Source organism: Gynuella sp. (assembly GCF_050297175.1).
GTDB lineage: Bacteria > Pseudomonadota > Gammaproteobacteria > Pseudomonadales > Natronospirillaceae > Gynuella.
This window is the reverse complement of record NZ_JBNKSF010000017.1, coordinates 14128-32416: the sequence shown is the minus strand read 5'-3', so window position 1 is coordinate 32416 and position 18289 is coordinate 14128. Positions and strand designations below refer to the sequence as shown.

Genomic DNA, 18289 nt, shown 5'->3' with positions numbered 1-18289 from the left:
CCCTGTCATCTGTTCCAAGCAGACTGCAACCACCTATGAACACCTGTTCACATTCGAAGTTGTTGGTTTTACGGGGGTAAAGGCTGTGAAGAAAATGAAATGGTTGGCATCAGGTCTGTTGTGCTCAGCATTGCTGACAAGCGGATTGACACTTGCGACAGATTACACAATCTCGGTCGTGGCCGGGGGCTCCAGCGACGCAGACAGCTATCGCACCGAGGCGATAGACATGGCTTCCGATATCCTGATGCGGGAAGCCGCTGTGGCGGGTGAGTCGCTCACTATTACAGTGGAAAAGCGCAGTTATACCAACTGGGATGATTTCAAACAGGCCGTGACGCTGGCGGCTGAATCCGGTAAAGCACCGAACATTGTTGTCACCGGGCATGAGGACATAGCTGCCTGGGCACAATCCGGATTGATCGTGCCGATAGAAGACTACATTAGTCTTGATTCGTGGCCGGTCAACAATATTTATCCCAACCTGATGAACATCGCATCCTATAACAACATGGTATACGGCTTGCCACAGGATGCTGAAGCAAGACCATTTTTTGCCTGGAAAGATCACCTGGCCAAATTAGGTTATAGTGCCGCTGATATCGAAGCCTTTCCGGACAAAATCTCCGCCGGCGAATATACCCTCTACGACATGTTGAAAGATGCCAAAAAAGCCCAGGACATGGGGCTGGTGGAACCCGGATATGGATTCTACCCCCGGGTATCCAACGGTCCTGACTACTGGCAGTTCTACACCAGTTTTGGTGGGCAACTACAGGATTCTCAGAGTCATCGTCTGGTATTCGATCAGGAAGCGGCGCGAAAAACCTATCAGTTCTTCATTGACGCCGTCAAAATGGGGGTAACCCGTAAAAACCACATCGGCACGCCATGGGATCAATGGTATTCCGAAGTTGCCCATGGCAAGGCCATGTTCTGGCATGGCGGTACCTGGCATTATGCCCGCTACACTGGCAAAGAAGGACTGACGGATTTCTTCGGTAATATTCAGTTCAGCCTGATTCCTTCCGGTGACCGTTCCGGTAAAGCCAATACTCTGACTCATCCATTGGTGTATCTGCTCACAGATCAGAAAGATGACAACGTACAGGAAATTGCTGCCAAACTGATTCAGATTGCCTCCGAGCCACGGATTAACACCCTGCATGCGATCAAGTCCTCGCATCTGGGCATCACCAAAGAACAGCTCAATATTCCAATCTATGCCAATAACCGATGGGCGATGGAAGCCACTGAACGCCTGCTGCCTTATGCCAGTGCGATGCCCAATGACACCGATTTCGGTAATTTCTGGAATATCTACTGGAAGGGCCTTGAAGCGGCATGGACCGGTCAGAAAACCGCAGAGCAGGCCGTAAATGAAGCAGTCTCAGAACTGCATGCCACGATGGCCAACAGTGTCGTCATTCGTTGATGGCGTCGCACAGGGATGTGCGTTATCAGGTTTCTGAGTATGAATAAATCCACATCTCTGGGGCCCTTCATGTTGTTGCCGGCCCTGCTGTTTGTCGCATTATTTTTTCTGCTGCCGGTGATTATGACGGCGATATTTTCATTTACCACGATGAGTACTGCCACTGGGATTTCCGGTGGGCGTTATCAGATCAGCCCGGCGTCACTCAGAGTGCTGGCGGGAGATTATCAGCTGCCTGAATTGGCCAGGCAGCTGGGTCAGCAGCGTTATCATATCGATGAGTTCGGCCTGAACATCCTGCAAGCGCGGCACGAAAAAACTGAGTTGATTGAAGAGATCCAACAAAAACTGTCGGGCCAGACTTTCACTCAACGGCGCGATATTGAGCGGGCGTTACGACAGTTGAATCACCGTCCACACAATGTTCGAAAAATCAAAGACATTGCCAGAGCTTTTCAGCATACGGTTGGCGCGGAGTCTTTTGACAGCCCGGACGCATTGCTGAAAGCCATTCAGGACAGTGGAGTGACACTGACGGAGTCAGAACAACAGGCGGTGATCAAAAGTAGTTATACCGGCTGGCACTGGAGTGTTGAAAACTACCGTCGCATGGTGTCTTTACCCGATACCGCGACCACCCTGTTCAATACATTGATCTACGTGTTGTTCACGCTGATGCTGTTTAATCTGGGATTTGCGTTATGTCTGGCACTGACGACCCATTATCTACCGCCACGCAGCGGCGCATTTTTTCGGGGCCTTTGGTTACTGCCGCGCATTTCCCCTCCAGTTTTGTATGTGCTGTTATGGAAGTGGGTGGCCTGGGATACCGGTTTTCTCTCTACTCTGCTGGCCAATTTCGACATTGCACCAAGAAACTGGATGTTAAACTCCGCCACCAGTGCCTGGGTCTTTATTATTCTGATCAACGGCTTTGTCGGTGCGTCTATGGGCATGCTGATCTTTTCATCGGCCATTAAAGCCATTCCCCAAACCCAGTTCTGGGCCAGTGATGTGGATGGCGCCAGTCGCTGGCAGCAGATTCGTTACATCATATTGCCGCAGCTGCGCTGGCCGATCCTGTTTATTACCTGTTATCAGACGTTGTCGTTACTGGCTTCGTTCGACCTGATCCTGCTGGCTACTGATGGCGGCCCGGGAGGAACGACGGAAGTCTGGTCTCTCAAGGCCTATCACACGGCGCTGAATAATTATGCCGGCAATCTGCAATATGGATATGGTGCGGCACTGGCGATGGTGCTGGTGGCCATCGGACTGGTGTTGTCATTGTTGTATCTGCGGGTCTTCAAGTTCGACCGACTGGTCAGCAAACCACGTATTGAGATTTGACCGGAGGTCTTTTCATGCGCTCTGCCAAACTACCGTTTGTTATTCTGAGTGTACTCAGTGTGCCGTTGGCACTGATGTATCTGTATTTACTGATCGATACGTTTACCGTCAGTGAGCCGGGATCGCTGATACCCAGCGGATTCACCCTGGAGCATTGGCGTTTTCTCTGGCAGGACCTGCCTGGGCGCGCCAATATCTGGTGGGTAACCCTGAACACCATCATATTTGCCACCATCACCACGGCACTGGTGCTGTTGTTATCGTCCAGCGCCGCCTATGCGCTGTCACGATTAAATATCCCCGGTCGTCGCATATTACTGGGCGGGGCAATGGTATTACACGCTTTTCCCAGTGTGACGCTGTTGATCGCCATTTTCCTGATTCTGCAATACGCCGGCCTCTACGACACCATTGCCGGTGTGGTCATTATCAAAGCCTCTCTGGAACTGCCGCTGGGGATCTGGATTTTGAAAGGCTTTTACGACACGGTGCCCTGGGAGATCGAAATGGCCGCCATTCAGGATGGTGCCAGTCGTTTCTATACCTGGCGCAAAATCGTGTTGCCGCAAATTAAACCGGCACTCGCAGCGCTGGCAATCTTTTCATTTCTGGCCAGCTGGAGCGAATACATCCTGCCTCAGGTACTGGCGCCCGGTAATCATGCTCAAGTGTTATCGGTATATCTGGCCGGGTTGATCGCTGATGACAGTCATTTTGATATGGCGCTATTCAAATCCGTCGGACTGTTTTACGTGCTGCCGGTCTTTGCACTGTTCCTGATTTTCCAAAAACAACTGATGAATATGTACGGCGGAGGTACCAAGGGCTGATGGGTATACAAATACGTAACTTTACCAAGAAGTTTGGACAAACCACCGTCATCGACGATATGAATCTGGACATTGAGAGCGGGGAGATGATTGCACTGCTCGGGCCATCCGGATGTGGCAAATCCACAACTCTGTTTGCCATTAGCGGGATCCATAAAATCGATCAGGGCCAGCTGCTGTTGGCGGGAGAGGATGTTACCGGTAAGCCAGCTCAGCAGCGCAATGTCGGAGTGATTTTTCAGTCTTATGCGCTTTATCCCCATATGACGGTGGAAGAAAACATCGGCTTTCCGCTGATGATCCGTAAGGAAACCAAGGCTGACATTAAACGGAAGGTTCAGGAAATGACCGAGCTGGTCGGTTTGAAAGGATTGCTTGGACGTAAACCATCAGAGCTTTCAGGTGGCCAGCAGCAACGGGTATCTCTGGCACGAGCAATGATCCGTCGTCCGGAAGTACTGCTACTGGACGAGCCGCTGGCCAATCTCGATGCCAGACTGCGCATCACCATGCGGGCGGAAATCCGGCGAATTCAGCAGGAAACCGGCATCACGGCCGTGCTGGTAACCCACGATCAGGTGGAAGCCATGAGCATGTGTGACCGTATTGCCATCATGCGTGATGGCAAAGTGCTGCAATATGACACGCCGGAGCAGATGTATCAGGTTCCGGCCAATGATTATGTGGCTGGGTTTATGGGTAATCCGCCGACTTCATTTCTGTCCGGCCAGTTGGAAGGGGGGATGTTTCGTAGCCATGATAGCGGTGTTCAATTACCGTTACCGGTCTTGCAAACCAGCGGTGATCAGATGGTCAGGCTGGGTCTGCGACCCGAGCACGTGCGCCTTGAACCACAGAGTGCCAATACCGCCACGGTCAGTTTTATCGAGAATCAGGGACGGGAACTGCTGTATGACCTGACGCTGGCTGACGGTAGCATCATCCGTACGATCCAGCCGGTCAATCTGCCTAATCACGTTGGCCAGAGTGTGCACTGGAGCGTCGATCCGCAGCATATTCTGGTATTCGATGAACGCGGAGATCTTATTCATGCCGGTTAAACCCTTACTCCTGCAACTGCAGCAACAGACCCGTCACCAGCCATTGTGTATTGCCCATCGTGGCGCCAGTGGGCACCGTCTGGAAAACACCTTTGAGGCATTTCAGTTGGCGGCAGACATGAATGCTGATTTTTGGGAGATTGATGTCTGGCGGACAGCGGATGGTATCTGTGTGGTCAGTCATGACAACCACCTTATGCGTGTAACCGGCCAGGATATCTTCATCGACACCCAGGATTATCAGCAGTTGCAGACTTACCCATTGTGCAACGGTGAACAACTTCCCAGCCTGGCCGCTGTTATCGAGCTCGCGATAGGTAGCGATAGTGGTCTGTATATTGAGTTGAAAGATCCGGACAGTGGGTCGGAAGTGGTCCGGTTATTACAAACCGCACATTTCGAGAAGGCCATCATTGCTGGCTTTGATGCTGATGCCATCGCCATGCTGGCAGATCAGGCCTGTCCCTATCCGCTGGCGGTCATGGTGGCGGTCAATGAAGATCCATTGACCAAAGCTGCCACCGCTCAAGCAGATATCGTGCATTTGTGTTGGGAAAACGCAGATCGGCATCCCCATCGTCGGGTGACGGATACATTACTTCGGCAGGTTCAGGAGCAGCACCTGGCAGTGGTGTTATGGCATGAGGAACGGCCAGCGGAACTGGCGCATTTGTTGACGCTGCCGGTGCTCGCCATCTGTACCAATAATCCGGAGTTAATGAACACTTACCAACCGAATTCCGCCAATGCAATTGCAATCTGCTGTCATCGTGGTGCGCATCGGATTGCGCCGGAAAATACTTTGCCTGCAGCTGAACTCGGATTGCGTATGGGCGCACAGGTCATTGAACTGGATCTGCATACCAGTCTGGACGGACAGCTGATGGTCATTCATGACTCGACCCTGGAACGTACCACCAATCTGGAGGGGCCGATATCTGACTATACCGCCCGGCAGTTGGCAGAGTGTGATGCCGGAAGCTGGTTTCATCAGGGGTATCAGTCTGTGGGCGTACCGTTGTTCAGTGATTACCTGCATCTGATTCAACGCTATCAGCGACAATTGTTTGTGGAACTCAAACATGTGGATGTTGATCAGGTTATTTCCGAAGTAATTACTCACTCACTTTTGAAGAGCTGTTTTTTCTGGAGTTTCAACAGTGAATATCTGGATCAGATTCAACACCGTTACCCTCAGGCCAGAGTGATGCGCCGGCGTCAGGATTTTCCGGATCTGGAGACTTTACTGGCTGGTGGGACTCCCGCAGTAATTGAGTACGACTACCGTATTGATGATTTGACCGAAATGGATTATTGCCGTGCCTGTGGGGCTCAGGTCATGATCCGTTTCTTTGCTGACCGCATTGAAGATGCCTTGCCAGTCATCGAACTCAGACCGGACCTGGTCAATCTGGATGATCCGTTTCTGTTTCAGCGGGCCTATCAGCAATGGTTGAGCCGTCAATGAGCCGGATCAAACGCATTACCGCTCAGGATGTGGCGGAAGCTGCCGGGGTGTCGCGCGCAGCCGTATCCCGTACGTTGTCCAATAACGGCTACGTCTCTCCGGCGGTAAGAGCCAAAGTTCAGGCCGCTGCGGATAAACTCGGATATCGGGTCAATTATCTGGCCCGGGGGTTGAATCAGCAGCGTTCGGATATCGTTGGTGTTGTGGTGGCTGATATCGACAGTTCATTTCGTGCCTGCCAGATACGACATCTGACCGAAACCCTGCTGCAATATAATTATCGGCCGTTGCTCATATCGACAGGAGAGAAGCGGGACTGCTCGCAAGTCATCGACATGCTCATGCATTACAGTGTCTCGGGGGTCATCATTACCTCGGATACGCCACCGGCGGAAATATACACCAACTGCATTGAGCACGAGGTACCGGTCATCCTGATCAACAAGGCCGATCAACATCCGAAAGTGGATCGGGTTCTGTGTGATAACGCCAAAGGTATGGAATTACTGCTGGATTACTACCAGCGTCGTCATTGTCGGCGATTGGTACTGGTCACTACTGCGGGCGACTCCTACAGCATTCGCGAGCGGGAACATTTGTTTACCCGTTTGGCGTCGTTGCCGTATGACGTGATTCGGGTGACAAAGCATGACTATCAGGGTGGAGTGGATGCCGGACGAAAAATACTCGAATTGGATGCGCTACCGGATGGCATCCTGTGTTTAAACGATTACCTGGCCATCGGCGTGATCGACATTCTAAAATCCTCATTGAGTAAGCAAGTACTTGCTAACATAAAAATTACCGGCTTTGATGATATGGCTCAGGCCGGTTGGCTGAACTATCAACTGACCACGATTCACCAGTCCTGTGAAAACCTGGCCGGTGCTGCGGTCAAGTTGCTGCAGCGCCGTATCAGCCATCCTCAGGCCACCGAAGTGGCCGAGGTGATTGACGTGACGCTGGTGGAACGGGATGGTGGCCATTAAACGCAGTTCAGCGCAATACGGGCATATCACGAATAGAAACGGAATTAAGGCGTTCCTGATAAGATTGATTGTTCTGATAGTGCATGAGACGTACTTGTATGTGAGCCCATTGAGCCGGTGGAGCGTCTTTGGGAAGTAACTTGATCGCCTTCTGTTGATTCCGCACCGCATCTACAAACTGACCAGTACGTGCATAGGCGGCTGCCAGGGTATCGAAATATGCCCAGGTACGGTTTGGACCTTTCGACAGTATCCCGTTCATCAATTTAATTGCCAGGGTTCCGTTGCTCATTCCTGCGGTGGAAAGCACCGACAACTCCCAGGCAAACTGGTTGATGTCATTATCGCTGGCAGACGCTTGCAAACGGTTCAGCACTTCCTGCGGATACTGTTGTTGCCATTTCAGACCGTAACCATGACGGAACAACTCTTCAAGCCAGTATGCGTCTACCGCGCTTTTTTGGGGATCGGGTATCCACGCCAGCAATTCTGCGGCCATTTCATAATCAGGGTTCAGATTGCTGCCATCGAGATATTCAAGCGCAAGCTGCCGGCTGGCGACGACATTTTCCAGATCGACTGCCTGTTGCAGATACTGGTGGCCTTTTTCGACGTTCCGTTCAACCTTGTCACCGTACAGATACAGGATTCCCAATACCCGCAGTGCATCAGCATGATGCTGGGCGGCGGCTTGTTCCAGCATAGTCATGCTTTTGGCATTGTCCTTTTCAGTGCTGTCAGGGCTGTAGAGGTCATACAGGGCTAGGGTAAACAAGGATTGAGCATCGCCATTTTCAGCAAGCTGCCTAAGCTCGAGAAGTTCCTGCGGTTGGAGAAATTGGGAGAGCCGCGAATTATCGATAGATGTGATTGTCTTCAGCTTTTCAGTGACCGTAGTCGGTTGCTCCGGCATTGATTTAAACGAGTGAAGAACAATCGGCGATACCACCATGACGAACAGCCAGAATACCAGGGAACTGTTTATACTCGGGTATTTTTTATCTGGCTTTACCGCCTCTTGTTGCATCAGCTTGTTGATGTTGTTAACCGGAAGATCGGCAATCTGATACTCGCGAAGACCTTGCTTATGGAGATATTGGTGGACTTTTTTCGCCAGTTTTCGGTGATCGTCCTGAAGACAAAACTGTTTCAGTTGCTCAAACCGGCCCGGATTAAACAATAACTCTTCCAGTTGGCGGTACTGATTGAACGCTGCTGCAGACAGCTTCTTGCCAAAATGATCGGTCACCTGCCGGCGGATTACGTCATTGAGGTAAATTTTCGCGTACCGCTGGTAGCTCCAGTGATAGTCACTGTCTTCATGGAAATGATTGACCAGAATGTCATGGGGATTGCTCAGGTCCATGCGCCAGTGAAAGGCTTTTTCTAGGAACCGGGTAAACTCAAAATCGTATTGTAATTGTTGAACTAACCGCTCCAATAGCTGGCCTTCCAGTTCATAACGAACATCCAGCCCTTTAAAGTAGTCTTCTTTGAGTGTTTGACTGAGAAACTCAATGGCCTGCTGACTGTTTACTTCCAGCCGTTTGATGACTTCCAAAACCACGTTCCCGATGTGAGCTGACTGCGTATCGATGACGGGTTGCCCGATAGATGTCTCCGCTGCAGGATCCGGTTTGTCCTGGTCCAGGGGGGATATTGGAAGTGGGGATGGTTGATCCGTATCATCCGGATGCGGAGTAGCCTCTTCATTGGTATTCGCGACGATGAACTCGGCCATGTCCAGTGCCTGATCGTAAGCGTCCCGCAACTGCTGAAAGGCTTCCGGATTGTCTTCCGGATGGTTGTCTTTTAACAGCCGGGAATAGGCTCTTTTGATATCGCGTTTATTATCGGTGGGATCAATACCCAGTTTTTGCCAGCAGTTCATCGCATTAAAACTTAAAGTCGCCCTCAAACTGGTCCAGAATTTCCGTCATCTGCTTGCGTGCGGCTGCAATGGTTTTGGGATCCTGGTCGTCCAGAACCGCATTGAAGTTTGCCAGCAGCGCACTAACCTGTTGTCTGGCATGGCCCAGAAGTTCTCGGTAAAGTCGTTCTGCACGGTTGATCAGAACAAGGTTCTCCTGTAATTCGCGTGGATGAATTTTTATCGCTTCCAGTGCCTTCAGCCGTTCGGCAATTTCTGCTTTGGTCAGTACGCCAGGGTTTCCTTCAATGACTCGCTGATGGCTCTCCTGGGTACTCAGAACCGTTACGATCACCTCAAGTATTCCATTAATGTCGTAGGTGAAACGAACGTCGACCTGCTCCTGACCGGCTTCAGCTTTGGGCACTTTGATGTTCATTTTGCCCAGGAAAATGTTATCGCTGACCGACGGGCTTTCTCCCTGATAAATGTTAATTTCGATGACTTTCTGAAAATTGCTGATGGTGGAAAAACGGTCCACCCGGCTGACGGGAATATAATTGTTTCGTTCAATGATGGGCGAAAAGTATCCCCCCTGCTGACTATCGCCGTAAGCGACTTCGATGCCCAGGGTATAGGGGCAAACATCTGTAAGTACCAGATCGTCCAGCATGGCATCACGCAGTTTTAATCCCGCCTGTATACCGGCACCCATTGCCACCACTTCGTCGGGATCGACACCCGAGGCAGGAAAGCGCTGGAACAGCCGGGTCGCCAGTTTTTTGATACAGGGCATCCTGGTCGCACCACCCACCAGAACAATCTCGTCTATATCGGATACTCGTAACTTGGCGTCCCGCAGGGCTGTTTTGATTGGATGAACCAGCCGATCCAGCAGCGGTTCGACCACTGTTTCGAATGTCTCGCCGGTGACCTGCAAATGAGTTGACCGGTCCTGCCAGACAATGTTCAGCTCGCAGCTGCCCGATTGACAAATTTCACGCTTGGCTTTCTCTACCTGTATGTGAAGGTACTGCAAGAACTCAGCAGGCAATTTGTTCTGGTTGAGTTTGAGTTCATTCAGATCAATTTGCTGCAGCACTTACTGGACCAAAGCTGATGTGAAATCAGTCCCGCCGAGCTGGTTATCACCAGCGCTGGCGTGCACTTCCATAACATCATCGAACATTTCCAGAATGGACACATCAAACGTGCCGCCACCGAGATCGAATATCAGATACTGGCTTTCGTTTTTCTGCTGGTGTAATCCATATGCCATCGCCGCAGCCGTCGGCTCGTTGAGCAGTCGTTCCACTCGAATGCCGGCCAGTTCTCCAGCGGTTTTAGTGGCTTTGCGTTGCGCATCGTTAAAGTAGGCCGGTACCGTGATGATCGCTTCGGTTACTTTGTGGCCAAGATAACTTTCTGCATCCTGCAGCAGTGAGCGAATGACAAGTGCGGAGAGTTCCTCGGCCCGAAAAGCACGCTTTCCGAGCTTTATCTCTTTATTGGTCCCCATTAAACGCTTGAAATTCACAGCAGTTCGGTCGGGGTGAATCGTCAACCGTTCCTTTGCTGCCTGCCCGACGATGATTGTATTGTTGTCGTCCAGACTGACCGCAGAAGGCGTCAGGTGACTTCCCAAACTGTTGGCAACGATGTGGGCTTTACCGTTTTGCCATACCGTGATGAGGCTATTGGTGGTGCCAAGGTCTATTCCACAGATTACGTTTTCCATTGTCATACGACTGTCCCATACAAAAAGCTCAGAAGCCTGCTTAAGTGTTCTGTCCTGACGGCGAATGTGTTACGGCCGTTAAGTGCGAGTTGCTCTCGTTGATTGAGGAGGCAGATGATAAATCCAGAGGCTCGAATCCGCCATAATGGGCAAGCAAAAAGGGGAGGGGGAATATGTGATGCTAACGTGGACGGACGGGAAGACAGAGCCCTCCCGTCTGTGTTGCGGTTACGAAGGAAACGAAAACTGGGTCCCCTCACGCACACCGGCAGATGGCCAGCGCTGGGTGATGGTTTTCCGGCGGGTATAAAACCGTACGCCATCTGGGCCATAGGCGCTCAGGTCACCAAACAAGGAACGCTTCCAGCCGCCAAAGCTGTGATAGGAGACGGGTACTGGCAGGGGTACGTTAATGCCCACCATCCCAACCAGAATATTGTCACTGAAATAGCGCGCGGCTTCTCCATCCCGGGTAAAAATACAGGTTCCATTGCCATATTCGTGGGTGTTGATCAGGTCCATGGCTTCCTGCATGCTGTTGACTCGAACCACCAGCAGTACCGGGCCGAAGATTTCCTCTTTGTAGCAGACCATCTCCGCTGTTACGCGATCAATCAGGGTACCGCCCACAAAAAAGCCCTGCTCATAACCTGCAACCACGGGTTCACGACCATCGACCACGACGTCTGCGCCCTGCTGTTCGGCACTGTCGATATAACCGACCACTTTCTGTTGGTGGATTTTGGTAATGACCGGGCCAAAATCGTTGTCCTTGTCACTGAAAGCGCCGACTTTCAAGGCTGTCATCTGGGCTTTCATTTTGCTGACCAGGGCATCGGCAACGTCATCTCCCACGGCAACAGCAACAGATAACGCCATACAGCGCTCGCCGGAAGAACCGAACGCGGCACCGGTCAAGGCATTAACGGCATTATCCAGATCCGCATCCGGCATGATGATGGCGTGGTTTTTGGCACCACCCAGTGCCTGGCACCGTTTGCCATTGGCACTGGCACGGCCATAAATGTATTCCGCAATGGGAGTCGAGCCAACAAAGCTGACAGCCTGGACACGTGGATCGTCCAGCAGGGTATCCACTGCCTCCTTGTCACCATTGACGACGTTCAGCACACCTTCCGGCAGACCGGCATCCTGTAGCAATTGGGCAATAAACAGCGTTGCGCTTGGATCGCGCTCAGAGGGTTTGAGCACAAAGGTATTGCCACAGGCAATGGCTATCGGGTACATCCACAGCGGCACCATAGCCGGGAAATTGAACGGCGTGATGCCTGCCACAACCCCCAATGGCTGGAATTCACTCCAGGAGTCGATAGCCGGGCCGACATTTTTACTGTGTTCGCCTTTCAGTAGCTCCGGTACCCCACAGGCGTATTCAACATTCTCAATGCCACGTTGCAGTTCACCCATGGCATCATGAATGATTTTGCCGTGTTCTTCGCCGATCAGACGGCAAATTTCATCTGCGTGTTGTTCCAGCAGGGCACGAAAACGGTACATTACCCGCGCACGTTTGGCCGGCGGTGTGTTCCGCCAGGCCGGATAGGCTGCCTGAGCCGCGGCGATGGCCTGTTCGACGGTGGCCTTATTGGCGAGTAATACCTGTTTTGAGGGGGTGCCAGTGGATGGATTGAAAACTTCCTGATGGCGATCACCGGCAGTCACGATTGAGCCGCCGATGAGATGACCGATGGTTTGCATATTAAACCTCTTCAGCAAAACAAAAATAATCCGGTCGTGGTGACCGGATAAACAAGACAACGGGTTAATCAACCCACTTCGTTGATGGCTTCGCCAACCGCATTGATCAGGCGATCAATTTCTTCAGCTTCGACAATAAAAGGCAGTCCAAACTGCAGAGTGTCGCCGCCGTAGCGAACATAAAACCCTTTTTGCCAGCATTTCATGGCGATTTCATAAGGCCGTAGCACGGGTTCGCCTGGGTAAGGTTCAATTTGCAGGGCCCCAGCCAGACCGTAATTGCGGATATCGGTGATATAGCGCTTGCCTTTAAGGCTGTGCAGCGCGTTTTCGAACACCGGACTCATTTCCCGGACCCGTTCGATCAGGCTGTCGTTTTTAAGTATATCGAGTGATGCCAGCGCTGCGGCACAGGCTACCGGATGACCGGAGTATGTGTAACCGTGCGGCATTTCGATCATGTAATCTGCGCCACCTTGATCCATAAAGGTCTGATAAATATCGGATTTGACAATAACCGCTCCCATCGGTACCGCGCCATTGGTAAGCTGCTTGGCAACGTTCATGATATCCGGCACGACACCGAATTCCTCTGCACCGGTATAAGATCCCATCCGGCCAAACCCAGTGATGACTTCATCAAAAATCAGCAGGATGTCATGTTGATCACAAATTTCCCTGAGTCGTTGCAGATACCCTTTTGGTGGTGGAATAACACCGGCAGAGCCAGCCAGTGGCTCCACGATTACTGCGGCAATATTGGAAGCGTCGTGAAGCGCGATCAGTTCCAGCAGTTCTTCGGCTTTTTCGGCCCCGGTTTCCGGCATGCCACGGGTAAATGCATTTTCTCTTAATAATGTGTGTGGCAGATGGTCTGCCTCAACACCACTGCCGAAGATGGTACGGTTACCGCCGATGCCCCCGACGCTCATGCCCCCGAAATTGACCCCATGATATCCCTTGGCCCGGCCAATCAGTTTGGTTTTGGTGGGTTTGCCTTTCTTGCGCCAGTAGGCCCGGGCAATTTTGAGTGAGGTTTCGGCACTTTCAGACCCGGAACCGGTATAGAAAACATGATCCAGTCCAGGTGGCGTTAGTTCAGTAATACGGGCTGCCAGTTCAAAGGCCTTGGGATGGCCATATTGAAAAGCCGGTGAATAATCCAGCTGCTTGATCTGATTGGCGACAGCTTCAGATATTTCCGGGCGGCAATGACCCGCACCACAGGTCCACAGTCCTGACAGCGCATCAAACACACGACGACCGTCGGCATCGGTGAGATAACTGCCGGCAGCGCTGACAATGATTCTGGGATCGGCTTTGAACTGCCGGTTTGAGGAGTAGGGCATCCAGTAGGCATCGAGCTGTTTTTGGGTCAGCCCGGCAAAAGAATTAGACATGATTTTACCCGCTATTAGATAAATATTTGGACACTGTTAACCTGGCATGCAAACAGATCTTCGTGATCCATTTGGATGTCACCCGACAACATCTCAAAGATATTAACGGGTTCACATGGACCTGAAGTCCATGGTGATACGTCCATGCTTCACCTGTAACCGGGTATATTCCAGTACCAGGTATGAGGACAACTGAATAATGATCCGTGTGGCCAGAGCCGTTTTGCGTTGTTCTGGTGTCCTCGTCTACATTATTCAGAGCTCTGTTAGATTGAACGGGTCTTTAGGTGATTTAAATACAAACTTTATAAACTTCAGGTAAGTATTTGCTTATCTATGGGATTTATAAAAACCGCTGTAGAGTTTCCACGATCAAGTTAGTCCGTTGCCCCTTACGGGTAGCTGTTGCCAGTCGTGATTCAAAAAACAGTTGTTCCGGCATCAGTGCCTTCATTTGGTTTTTATCGACCCAGTTGGCGGCATAGTGATCAGGTAAAAAACCGATATAACTGCCAGTCAGGATCATAAAAGCGATACCTTCTCGGTCAGATGCCGTGGCGTTGCAATTAAGCAGTTGATGCAGATTGATTACATCGCTGTTCATGCGATCACTCGGAGCCACCGCATCAACAGACTTCAATTGCGCCACATCAAGGTCCTCCGCGAGCCCGAAAAAATAATGTTCATGGCTGCAATAGAGGCTCGAACGCTCCGTGTACAAGACATTGTATTCCAGTCCCGATAACGGCAGGTCCAGCGGTATCACGCCAATGTGCAGCCGACCATCGAACAACCGTCGTTCGATTTCTCCCGGCGTACTCATGCTGATGTTGATACGTACTTCATCGCTCTGCTCCCGCAGTTTTTTGAGTGCGTTCGTGATATGCATATGTGGCAGTGTTACCAGATTATTGACGATGCCAATATTGAGTTCGCCTCTTAGCTGCCGATTGATCTGATTGACGTCACTGCGGAAGTTTTCCACCGCTGTCAATAACACCTCACAGGCTCTGAGCACCTCGCGACCTTCATCTGTCAGGGCAAAGCCGGCGCGACCCCGCTGACACAGGCGCATTCCCAGGCGTTTCTCAAGATCCGCCATTTGCAGACTGACTGCCGAACGGGTAATTCCCAGAACACTTTCCGCCGCAGAGAAACTGCCGCACTCCACAACGGTCTTAAATAAACGCAGTAAACGCAGATCATAGTCACTGACCTGACTGAGTGGATTTTTCGGTTTCATGGGTGAGTATCTGGAAAACCAACATCATTTAGTTATGTAGAAGCTTATCTGATTCTGGTGGAGATGGAAGGGGAAATCCTTGGTTGGACTCGCTGGTGTCTGGTCAAGGTCTGTGGGCAAATCACTGATGGTTGCGACGGGTATCTTGTTGGTGTGATAAGTGATGAAAAAATGGTTAACCAGATAGGTTAAGTTTTGTTCGAAAACTATTCCCATTTTCGGTTGTTTTGGCATGCAATAGAGTTGACCTTTTTCAGTGATACCGGTTTAAAAGATTTCTGTGACAATCTCTGATTCGTACAATACTGACACTGTCACACACATCGATGAAGTTGTCGTCTGCATCTGATATATCATTGGAATAGGACTGTGAATGGGTTGGAAACAACACATCTGATATTTAATTTTAAACCTTATATCATGTGGTTATATCGAGGTTGTGGGCAAATATGCGCCAGCATCAGACCTGATTTGAGATGTTTCGTTTAGTGGCAGATGGAGTCAAAAAAGTACACTGGTATTTTCTGAACACGACTCTGCAGGCACTATAAAAACATTACATAGACAAACATAAAGCTAAGACTACTGGCGTGAGATGATATAAATAAAAAATAAAAACAAAAAAATGTTGAGCAGATATGTTCATTGTGTAAAGTATTTAAGAAATTATGCGGATATTTAATAGCACAGATGTTGGGCTGGTAATGAAATGTGCCAGAGCAATCGTATGATGCACGGATGCATCATCATGGGAACTAAACCCATGCTAGTTTTTTAAATCCAGGGATTTTACGAGTTCTGACAGGCTAAATAATTTAAAAAAGTAAATGAAAGCTGCCAATTATGAGGGAGTGATTCATTAAATCATTTAAATGCCAAGGATTGTTGCTATGAAATATCGTGCTGAAATTGATGGTTTGCGAGCTCTTGCTGTTGTTCCGGTTATTCTATTCCACGCCGGTTTTGAGTTGTTCGGCGGAGGGTTTGTCGGTGTTGATGTGTTTTTCGTGATCAGCGGGTATTTAATTACCACCATACTGGTTGATGATATCGAGAAAAAGCGCTTTAGCATTATCAATTTTTACGAGAGACGTGCACGAAGAATATTGCCCGCCTTGTTCTTTGTCATGCTGGTTTGTATTCCATTTGCCTGGGCATGGATGTTGCCAAGTCAAATGATAGATTTTTCTAAGAGCTTTGTGGCCGTCAGCCTGTTTGTATCGAATATTTTATTTTGGCGCCAGAGTGGATACTTTGATGCGGCGGCAGAAGAGAAACCCTTACTGCATACTTGGAGTCTGGCAGTTGAGGAGCAGTATTATGTTCTGTTTCCAATTTTCCTGTTTTTAGCCTGGCGCTTTGGTAAACACCGGGTTTTTTGGATGATTGCGGGGCTTGCTGCTATTAGTTTGGCAATCAGCGAGTGGGGATGGCGTAATCAGTCAACTGCGAATTTTTATCTGGCACCAACACGTGCGTGGGAGCTATTTGCCGGTTCCCTCGCTGCCTTTGTCGTTCAAAAACAGGGCGTACAAGAAAATAATATTCTGTCGTTTGTCGGGTTGGCTGCAATCGTTTTCTCCATCTTTTTTTACGACAAACAGATACCCTTTCCAAGCGTTTATTCCCTGGTTCCCGTTGTTGGAGTGGTTCTTTTGGTTTTGTTTGCTGGAAAGGGAACCTGGGCAGCAAAGATACTGAGCACACGATTATGTGTTGGTATAGGTTTAATCAGTTATTCCGCATATTTGTGGCATCAGCCTTTGCTGGCATTTGCTCGTATAAAGCTGATTGATGAGCCGGGTATGGCTCTAATGGGGGCATTGTCAGCATTATCCTTAGTGCTTGCTGTACTAACCTGGAGGTTTGTGGAGCAGCCCTTCAGAAAAAAAGAACAGTTCAATCGACAGAAAATTTTCAGCATGTCCCTTGTTGGTATCACAGGTTTTGTGTTTTTTGGCGTTATAGGTATACAAACAATCGGTTTTGCTGAGCAACGATATGACAAGCATTTTTTAGCGCTCAATGACAGGCTGTTTTTACGTAGTTCCAGAAACCAGGTGTTAGGTAATGATGAGATTAAACCGAACTGGATTTTGCTTGGAGACAGTCATGCTGACGCATTGCAGGATGGATTTTCTGAAATACTCAAACTGAATGATCAAGCAGCATTAATTGGTACAGAAACGGGCTGCCCTCCTGCGATGAACCTATGGCGACATGATATGAACTACGGAAGTAAGTGTCATGACAACTACAAAGCAGTACTCAATGTTATAAAAGATAACAATATCAGCAATGTATTGATGGCTGCCCGTTACGCACTTTATTTGAATTCCAGCAGATTTGATAATCAGGAAGGTGGAAAAGAAAAAGGCCAGTCCCCCAAAGTGTTATACGATCATATGGACTTCATGGATCATCTGAGAGCGGACTCCCTTCGACACCAGGCCATTGAAAACGAGCTGGTTTCTTATGTAAACCAGCTCAGTCAATTAGGTACTCATATTTATATTCTGACCAGTATTCCAGAAGTTGGCTGGCATGTTCCTGAACTGATGAGAAGTGGCTCTGATGTAGTTTCAACGAGCCGTGCCGTATATGAGCAAAGGGTTGCGAGTCTGGATAGCTTCTATAATCGGATCCAGTCGATTCCAAATGTAACCATATTGCATTCAGAAAATGTGCTATGTGATGCCAGCCGTTGTATTGCTTCTAATGATGGATACCCTTTGTACTATGATACAAATCATCCAAGTATCTATGGTGCAAGATATCTACTTCGCCGACTCAGCGAAAAGATTTTTACCAGAAGTGCTTCGTTGTGAGCTGGTTTTAGCTCAATTATTGCGCATTCTTTTGGTTTTCCAAATGGTTGCGTGATGAGTGTATCTCCAAATCACTGTTGCACGTCCCTGAATATCCGGGAAGGAACTATCGAAATGTGACCGTCAGGGGGAGAATAATCCCCTTCGGCTATGGCTGATCTACGTGGATGCATGAAAGCGGAAGATTCTGAATAGTGCATCATTGTAACTGAAGCTAATAACCTGCCGAATTTTCCCTCTGACTGTGAACAGACCATCCTGAAAAGTTGTACGATTCAATCGAACTGAGTCCACCTTATATCCGTTACTTACAAATGTTTTTAACTCTTCCTGCAAACCTAACCCAAGGTCACTAAAA

Annotated in this window: 11 protein-coding genes and 1 pseudogene; 7 read left to right on the top strand and 5 right to left on the bottom strand. The window is 49.6% G+C overall.

Annotated features, from left to right (window positions below; genetic code table 11):
• Positions 1-94 precede the first annotated feature (94 nt).
• From ACQY6I_RS06425 to ACQY6I_RS06400, 6 genes are read left to right on the top strand one after another with little or no spacing between them, the layout of a single operon-like run.
• On the top strand, positions 95-1435 hold the full coding sequence (locus tag ACQY6I_RS06425; protein ID WP_428240749.1) for an extracellular solute-binding protein: 1341 nt from the start codon (positions 95-97) through the stop codon (positions 1433-1435).
• Positions 1436-1474: 39 nt separating this feature from the next.
• Positions 1475-2785 (top strand): carbohydrate ABC transporter permease, encoded by a 1311-nt coding sequence (locus ACQY6I_RS06420; protein ID WP_428240644.1) that lies wholly within the window; start codon positions 1475-1477, stop codon positions 2783-2785.
• A gap of 14 nt (positions 2786-2799) precedes the next feature.
• Positions 2800-3615 (top strand): carbohydrate ABC transporter permease, encoded by an 816-nt coding sequence (locus tag ACQY6I_RS06415; protein ID WP_428240643.1) that lies wholly within the window; start codon positions 2800-2802, stop codon positions 3613-3615.
• Positions 3615-4676 carry an ABC transporter ATP-binding protein gene (locus ACQY6I_RS06410; RefSeq protein ID WP_428240642.1) on the top strand — a complete coding sequence of 354 codons (1062 nt, stop codon included), beginning with the start codon at positions 3615-3617 and terminating at the stop codon, positions 4674-4676. The genes ACQY6I_RS06415 and ACQY6I_RS06410 overlap by 1 nt, the downstream gene beginning before the upstream one ends.
• Positions 4666-6144, top strand: a complete 1479-nt coding sequence (locus ACQY6I_RS06405; RefSeq protein ID WP_428240641.1) for a glycerophosphodiester phosphodiesterase — start codon at positions 4666-4668, stop codon at positions 6142-6144. Before ACQY6I_RS06410 ends, ACQY6I_RS06405 begins: the two co-directional genes overlap by 11 nt.
• Entirely contained in the window at positions 6141-7133 is a 993-nt protein-coding gene (locus ACQY6I_RS06400) for a LacI family DNA-binding transcriptional regulator (RefSeq protein WP_428240640.1), read from the top strand. The genes ACQY6I_RS06405 and ACQY6I_RS06400 overlap by 4 nt, the downstream gene beginning before the upstream one ends.
• Positions 7134-7140: 7 nt before the next feature.
• Here ACQY6I_RS06400 and ACQY6I_RS06395 read toward each other — a convergent pair whose 3' ends face one another.
• The 5 genes and pseudogenes from ACQY6I_RS06395 to ACQY6I_RS06375 form a co-directional block, all read right to left on the bottom strand.
• On the bottom strand, positions 7141-9024 hold the full coding sequence (locus ACQY6I_RS06395) for a hypothetical protein (RefSeq protein WP_428240639.1): 1884 nt from the start codon (positions 9022-9024) through the stop codon (positions 7141-7143).
• Between the two features lie 4 nt (positions 9025-9028).
• A pseudogene (locus tag ACQY6I_RS06390) lies at positions 9029-10741 on the bottom strand (Hsp70 family protein).
• Between the two features lie 228 nt (positions 10742-10969).
• Positions 10970-12460 carry a CoA-acylating methylmalonate-semialdehyde dehydrogenase gene (locus ACQY6I_RS06385; protein ID WP_428240638.1) on the bottom strand — a complete coding sequence of 497 codons (1491 nt, stop codon included), beginning with the start codon at positions 12458-12460 and terminating at the stop codon, positions 10970-10972.
• 68 nt (positions 12461-12528) lie between these two features.
• Positions 12529-13860: an aspartate aminotransferase family protein gene (locus tag ACQY6I_RS06380; protein WP_428240637.1), complete on the bottom strand. Its 1332-nt coding sequence runs from the start codon at positions 13858-13860 to the stop codon at positions 12529-12531.
• Positions 13861-14203: 343 nt separating this feature from the next.
• Positions 14204-15103 (bottom strand): LysR family transcriptional regulator, encoded by a 900-nt coding sequence (locus tag ACQY6I_RS06375; RefSeq protein WP_428240636.1) that lies wholly within the window; start codon positions 15101-15103, stop codon positions 14204-14206.
• Positions 15104-15993: 890 nt separating this feature from the next.
• Between ACQY6I_RS06375 and ACQY6I_RS06370 the strand changes: the two genes are divergently transcribed.
• Positions 15994-17931, top strand: coding sequence for an acyltransferase family protein (locus ACQY6I_RS06370; protein ID WP_428240635.1), 1938 nt, complete (start codon positions 15994-15996; stop codon positions 17929-17931).
• Positions 17932-18289 lie beyond the last annotated feature (358 nt).

What these genes read in the sequence shown, in the direction of transcription:
- ACQY6I_RS06380 (WP_428240637.1), bottom strand. Translation starts at nt 13,860, where the DNA reads ATGTCTAATTCTTTTGCCGGGCTGACCCAAAAACAGCTCGATGCCTAC.
- ACQY6I_RS06405 (WP_428240641.1), top strand. Translation starts at nt 4,666, where the DNA reads ATGCCGGTTAAACCCTTACTCCTGCAACTGCAGCAACAGACCCGTCAC.
- ACQY6I_RS06375 (WP_428240636.1), bottom strand. Translation starts at nt 15,103, where the DNA reads ATGAAACCGAAAAATCCACTCAGTCAGGTCAGTGACTATGATCTGCGT.
- ACQY6I_RS06420 (WP_428240644.1), top strand. Translation starts at nt 1,475, where the DNA reads ATGAATAAATCCACATCTCTGGGGCCCTTCATGTTGTTGCCGGCCCTG.
- ACQY6I_RS06400 (WP_428240640.1), top strand. Translation starts at nt 6,141, where the DNA reads ATGAGCCGGATCAAACGCATTACCGCTCAGGATGTGGCGGAAGCTGCC.
- ACQY6I_RS06415 (WP_428240643.1), top strand. Translation starts at nt 2,800, where the DNA reads ATGCGCTCTGCCAAACTACCGTTTGTTATTCTGAGTGTACTCAGTGTG.
- ACQY6I_RS06370 (WP_428240635.1), top strand. Translation starts at nt 15,994, where the DNA reads ATGAAATATCGTGCTGAAATTGATGGTTTGCGAGCTCTTGCTGTTGTT.
- ACQY6I_RS06395 (WP_428240639.1), bottom strand. Translation starts at nt 9,024, where the DNA reads ATGAACTGCTGGCAAAAACTGGGTATTGATCCCACCGATAATAAACGC.
- ACQY6I_RS06410 (WP_428240642.1), top strand. Translation starts at nt 3,615, where the DNA reads ATGGGTATACAAATACGTAACTTTACCAAGAAGTTTGGACAAACCACC.
- ACQY6I_RS06425 (WP_428240749.1), top strand. Translation starts at nt 95, where the DNA reads ATGAAATGGTTGGCATCAGGTCTGTTGTGCTCAGCATTGCTGACAAGC.
- ACQY6I_RS06385 (WP_428240638.1), bottom strand. Translation starts at nt 12,460, where the DNA reads ATGCAAACCATCGGTCATCTCATCGGCGGCTCAATCGTGACTGCCGGT.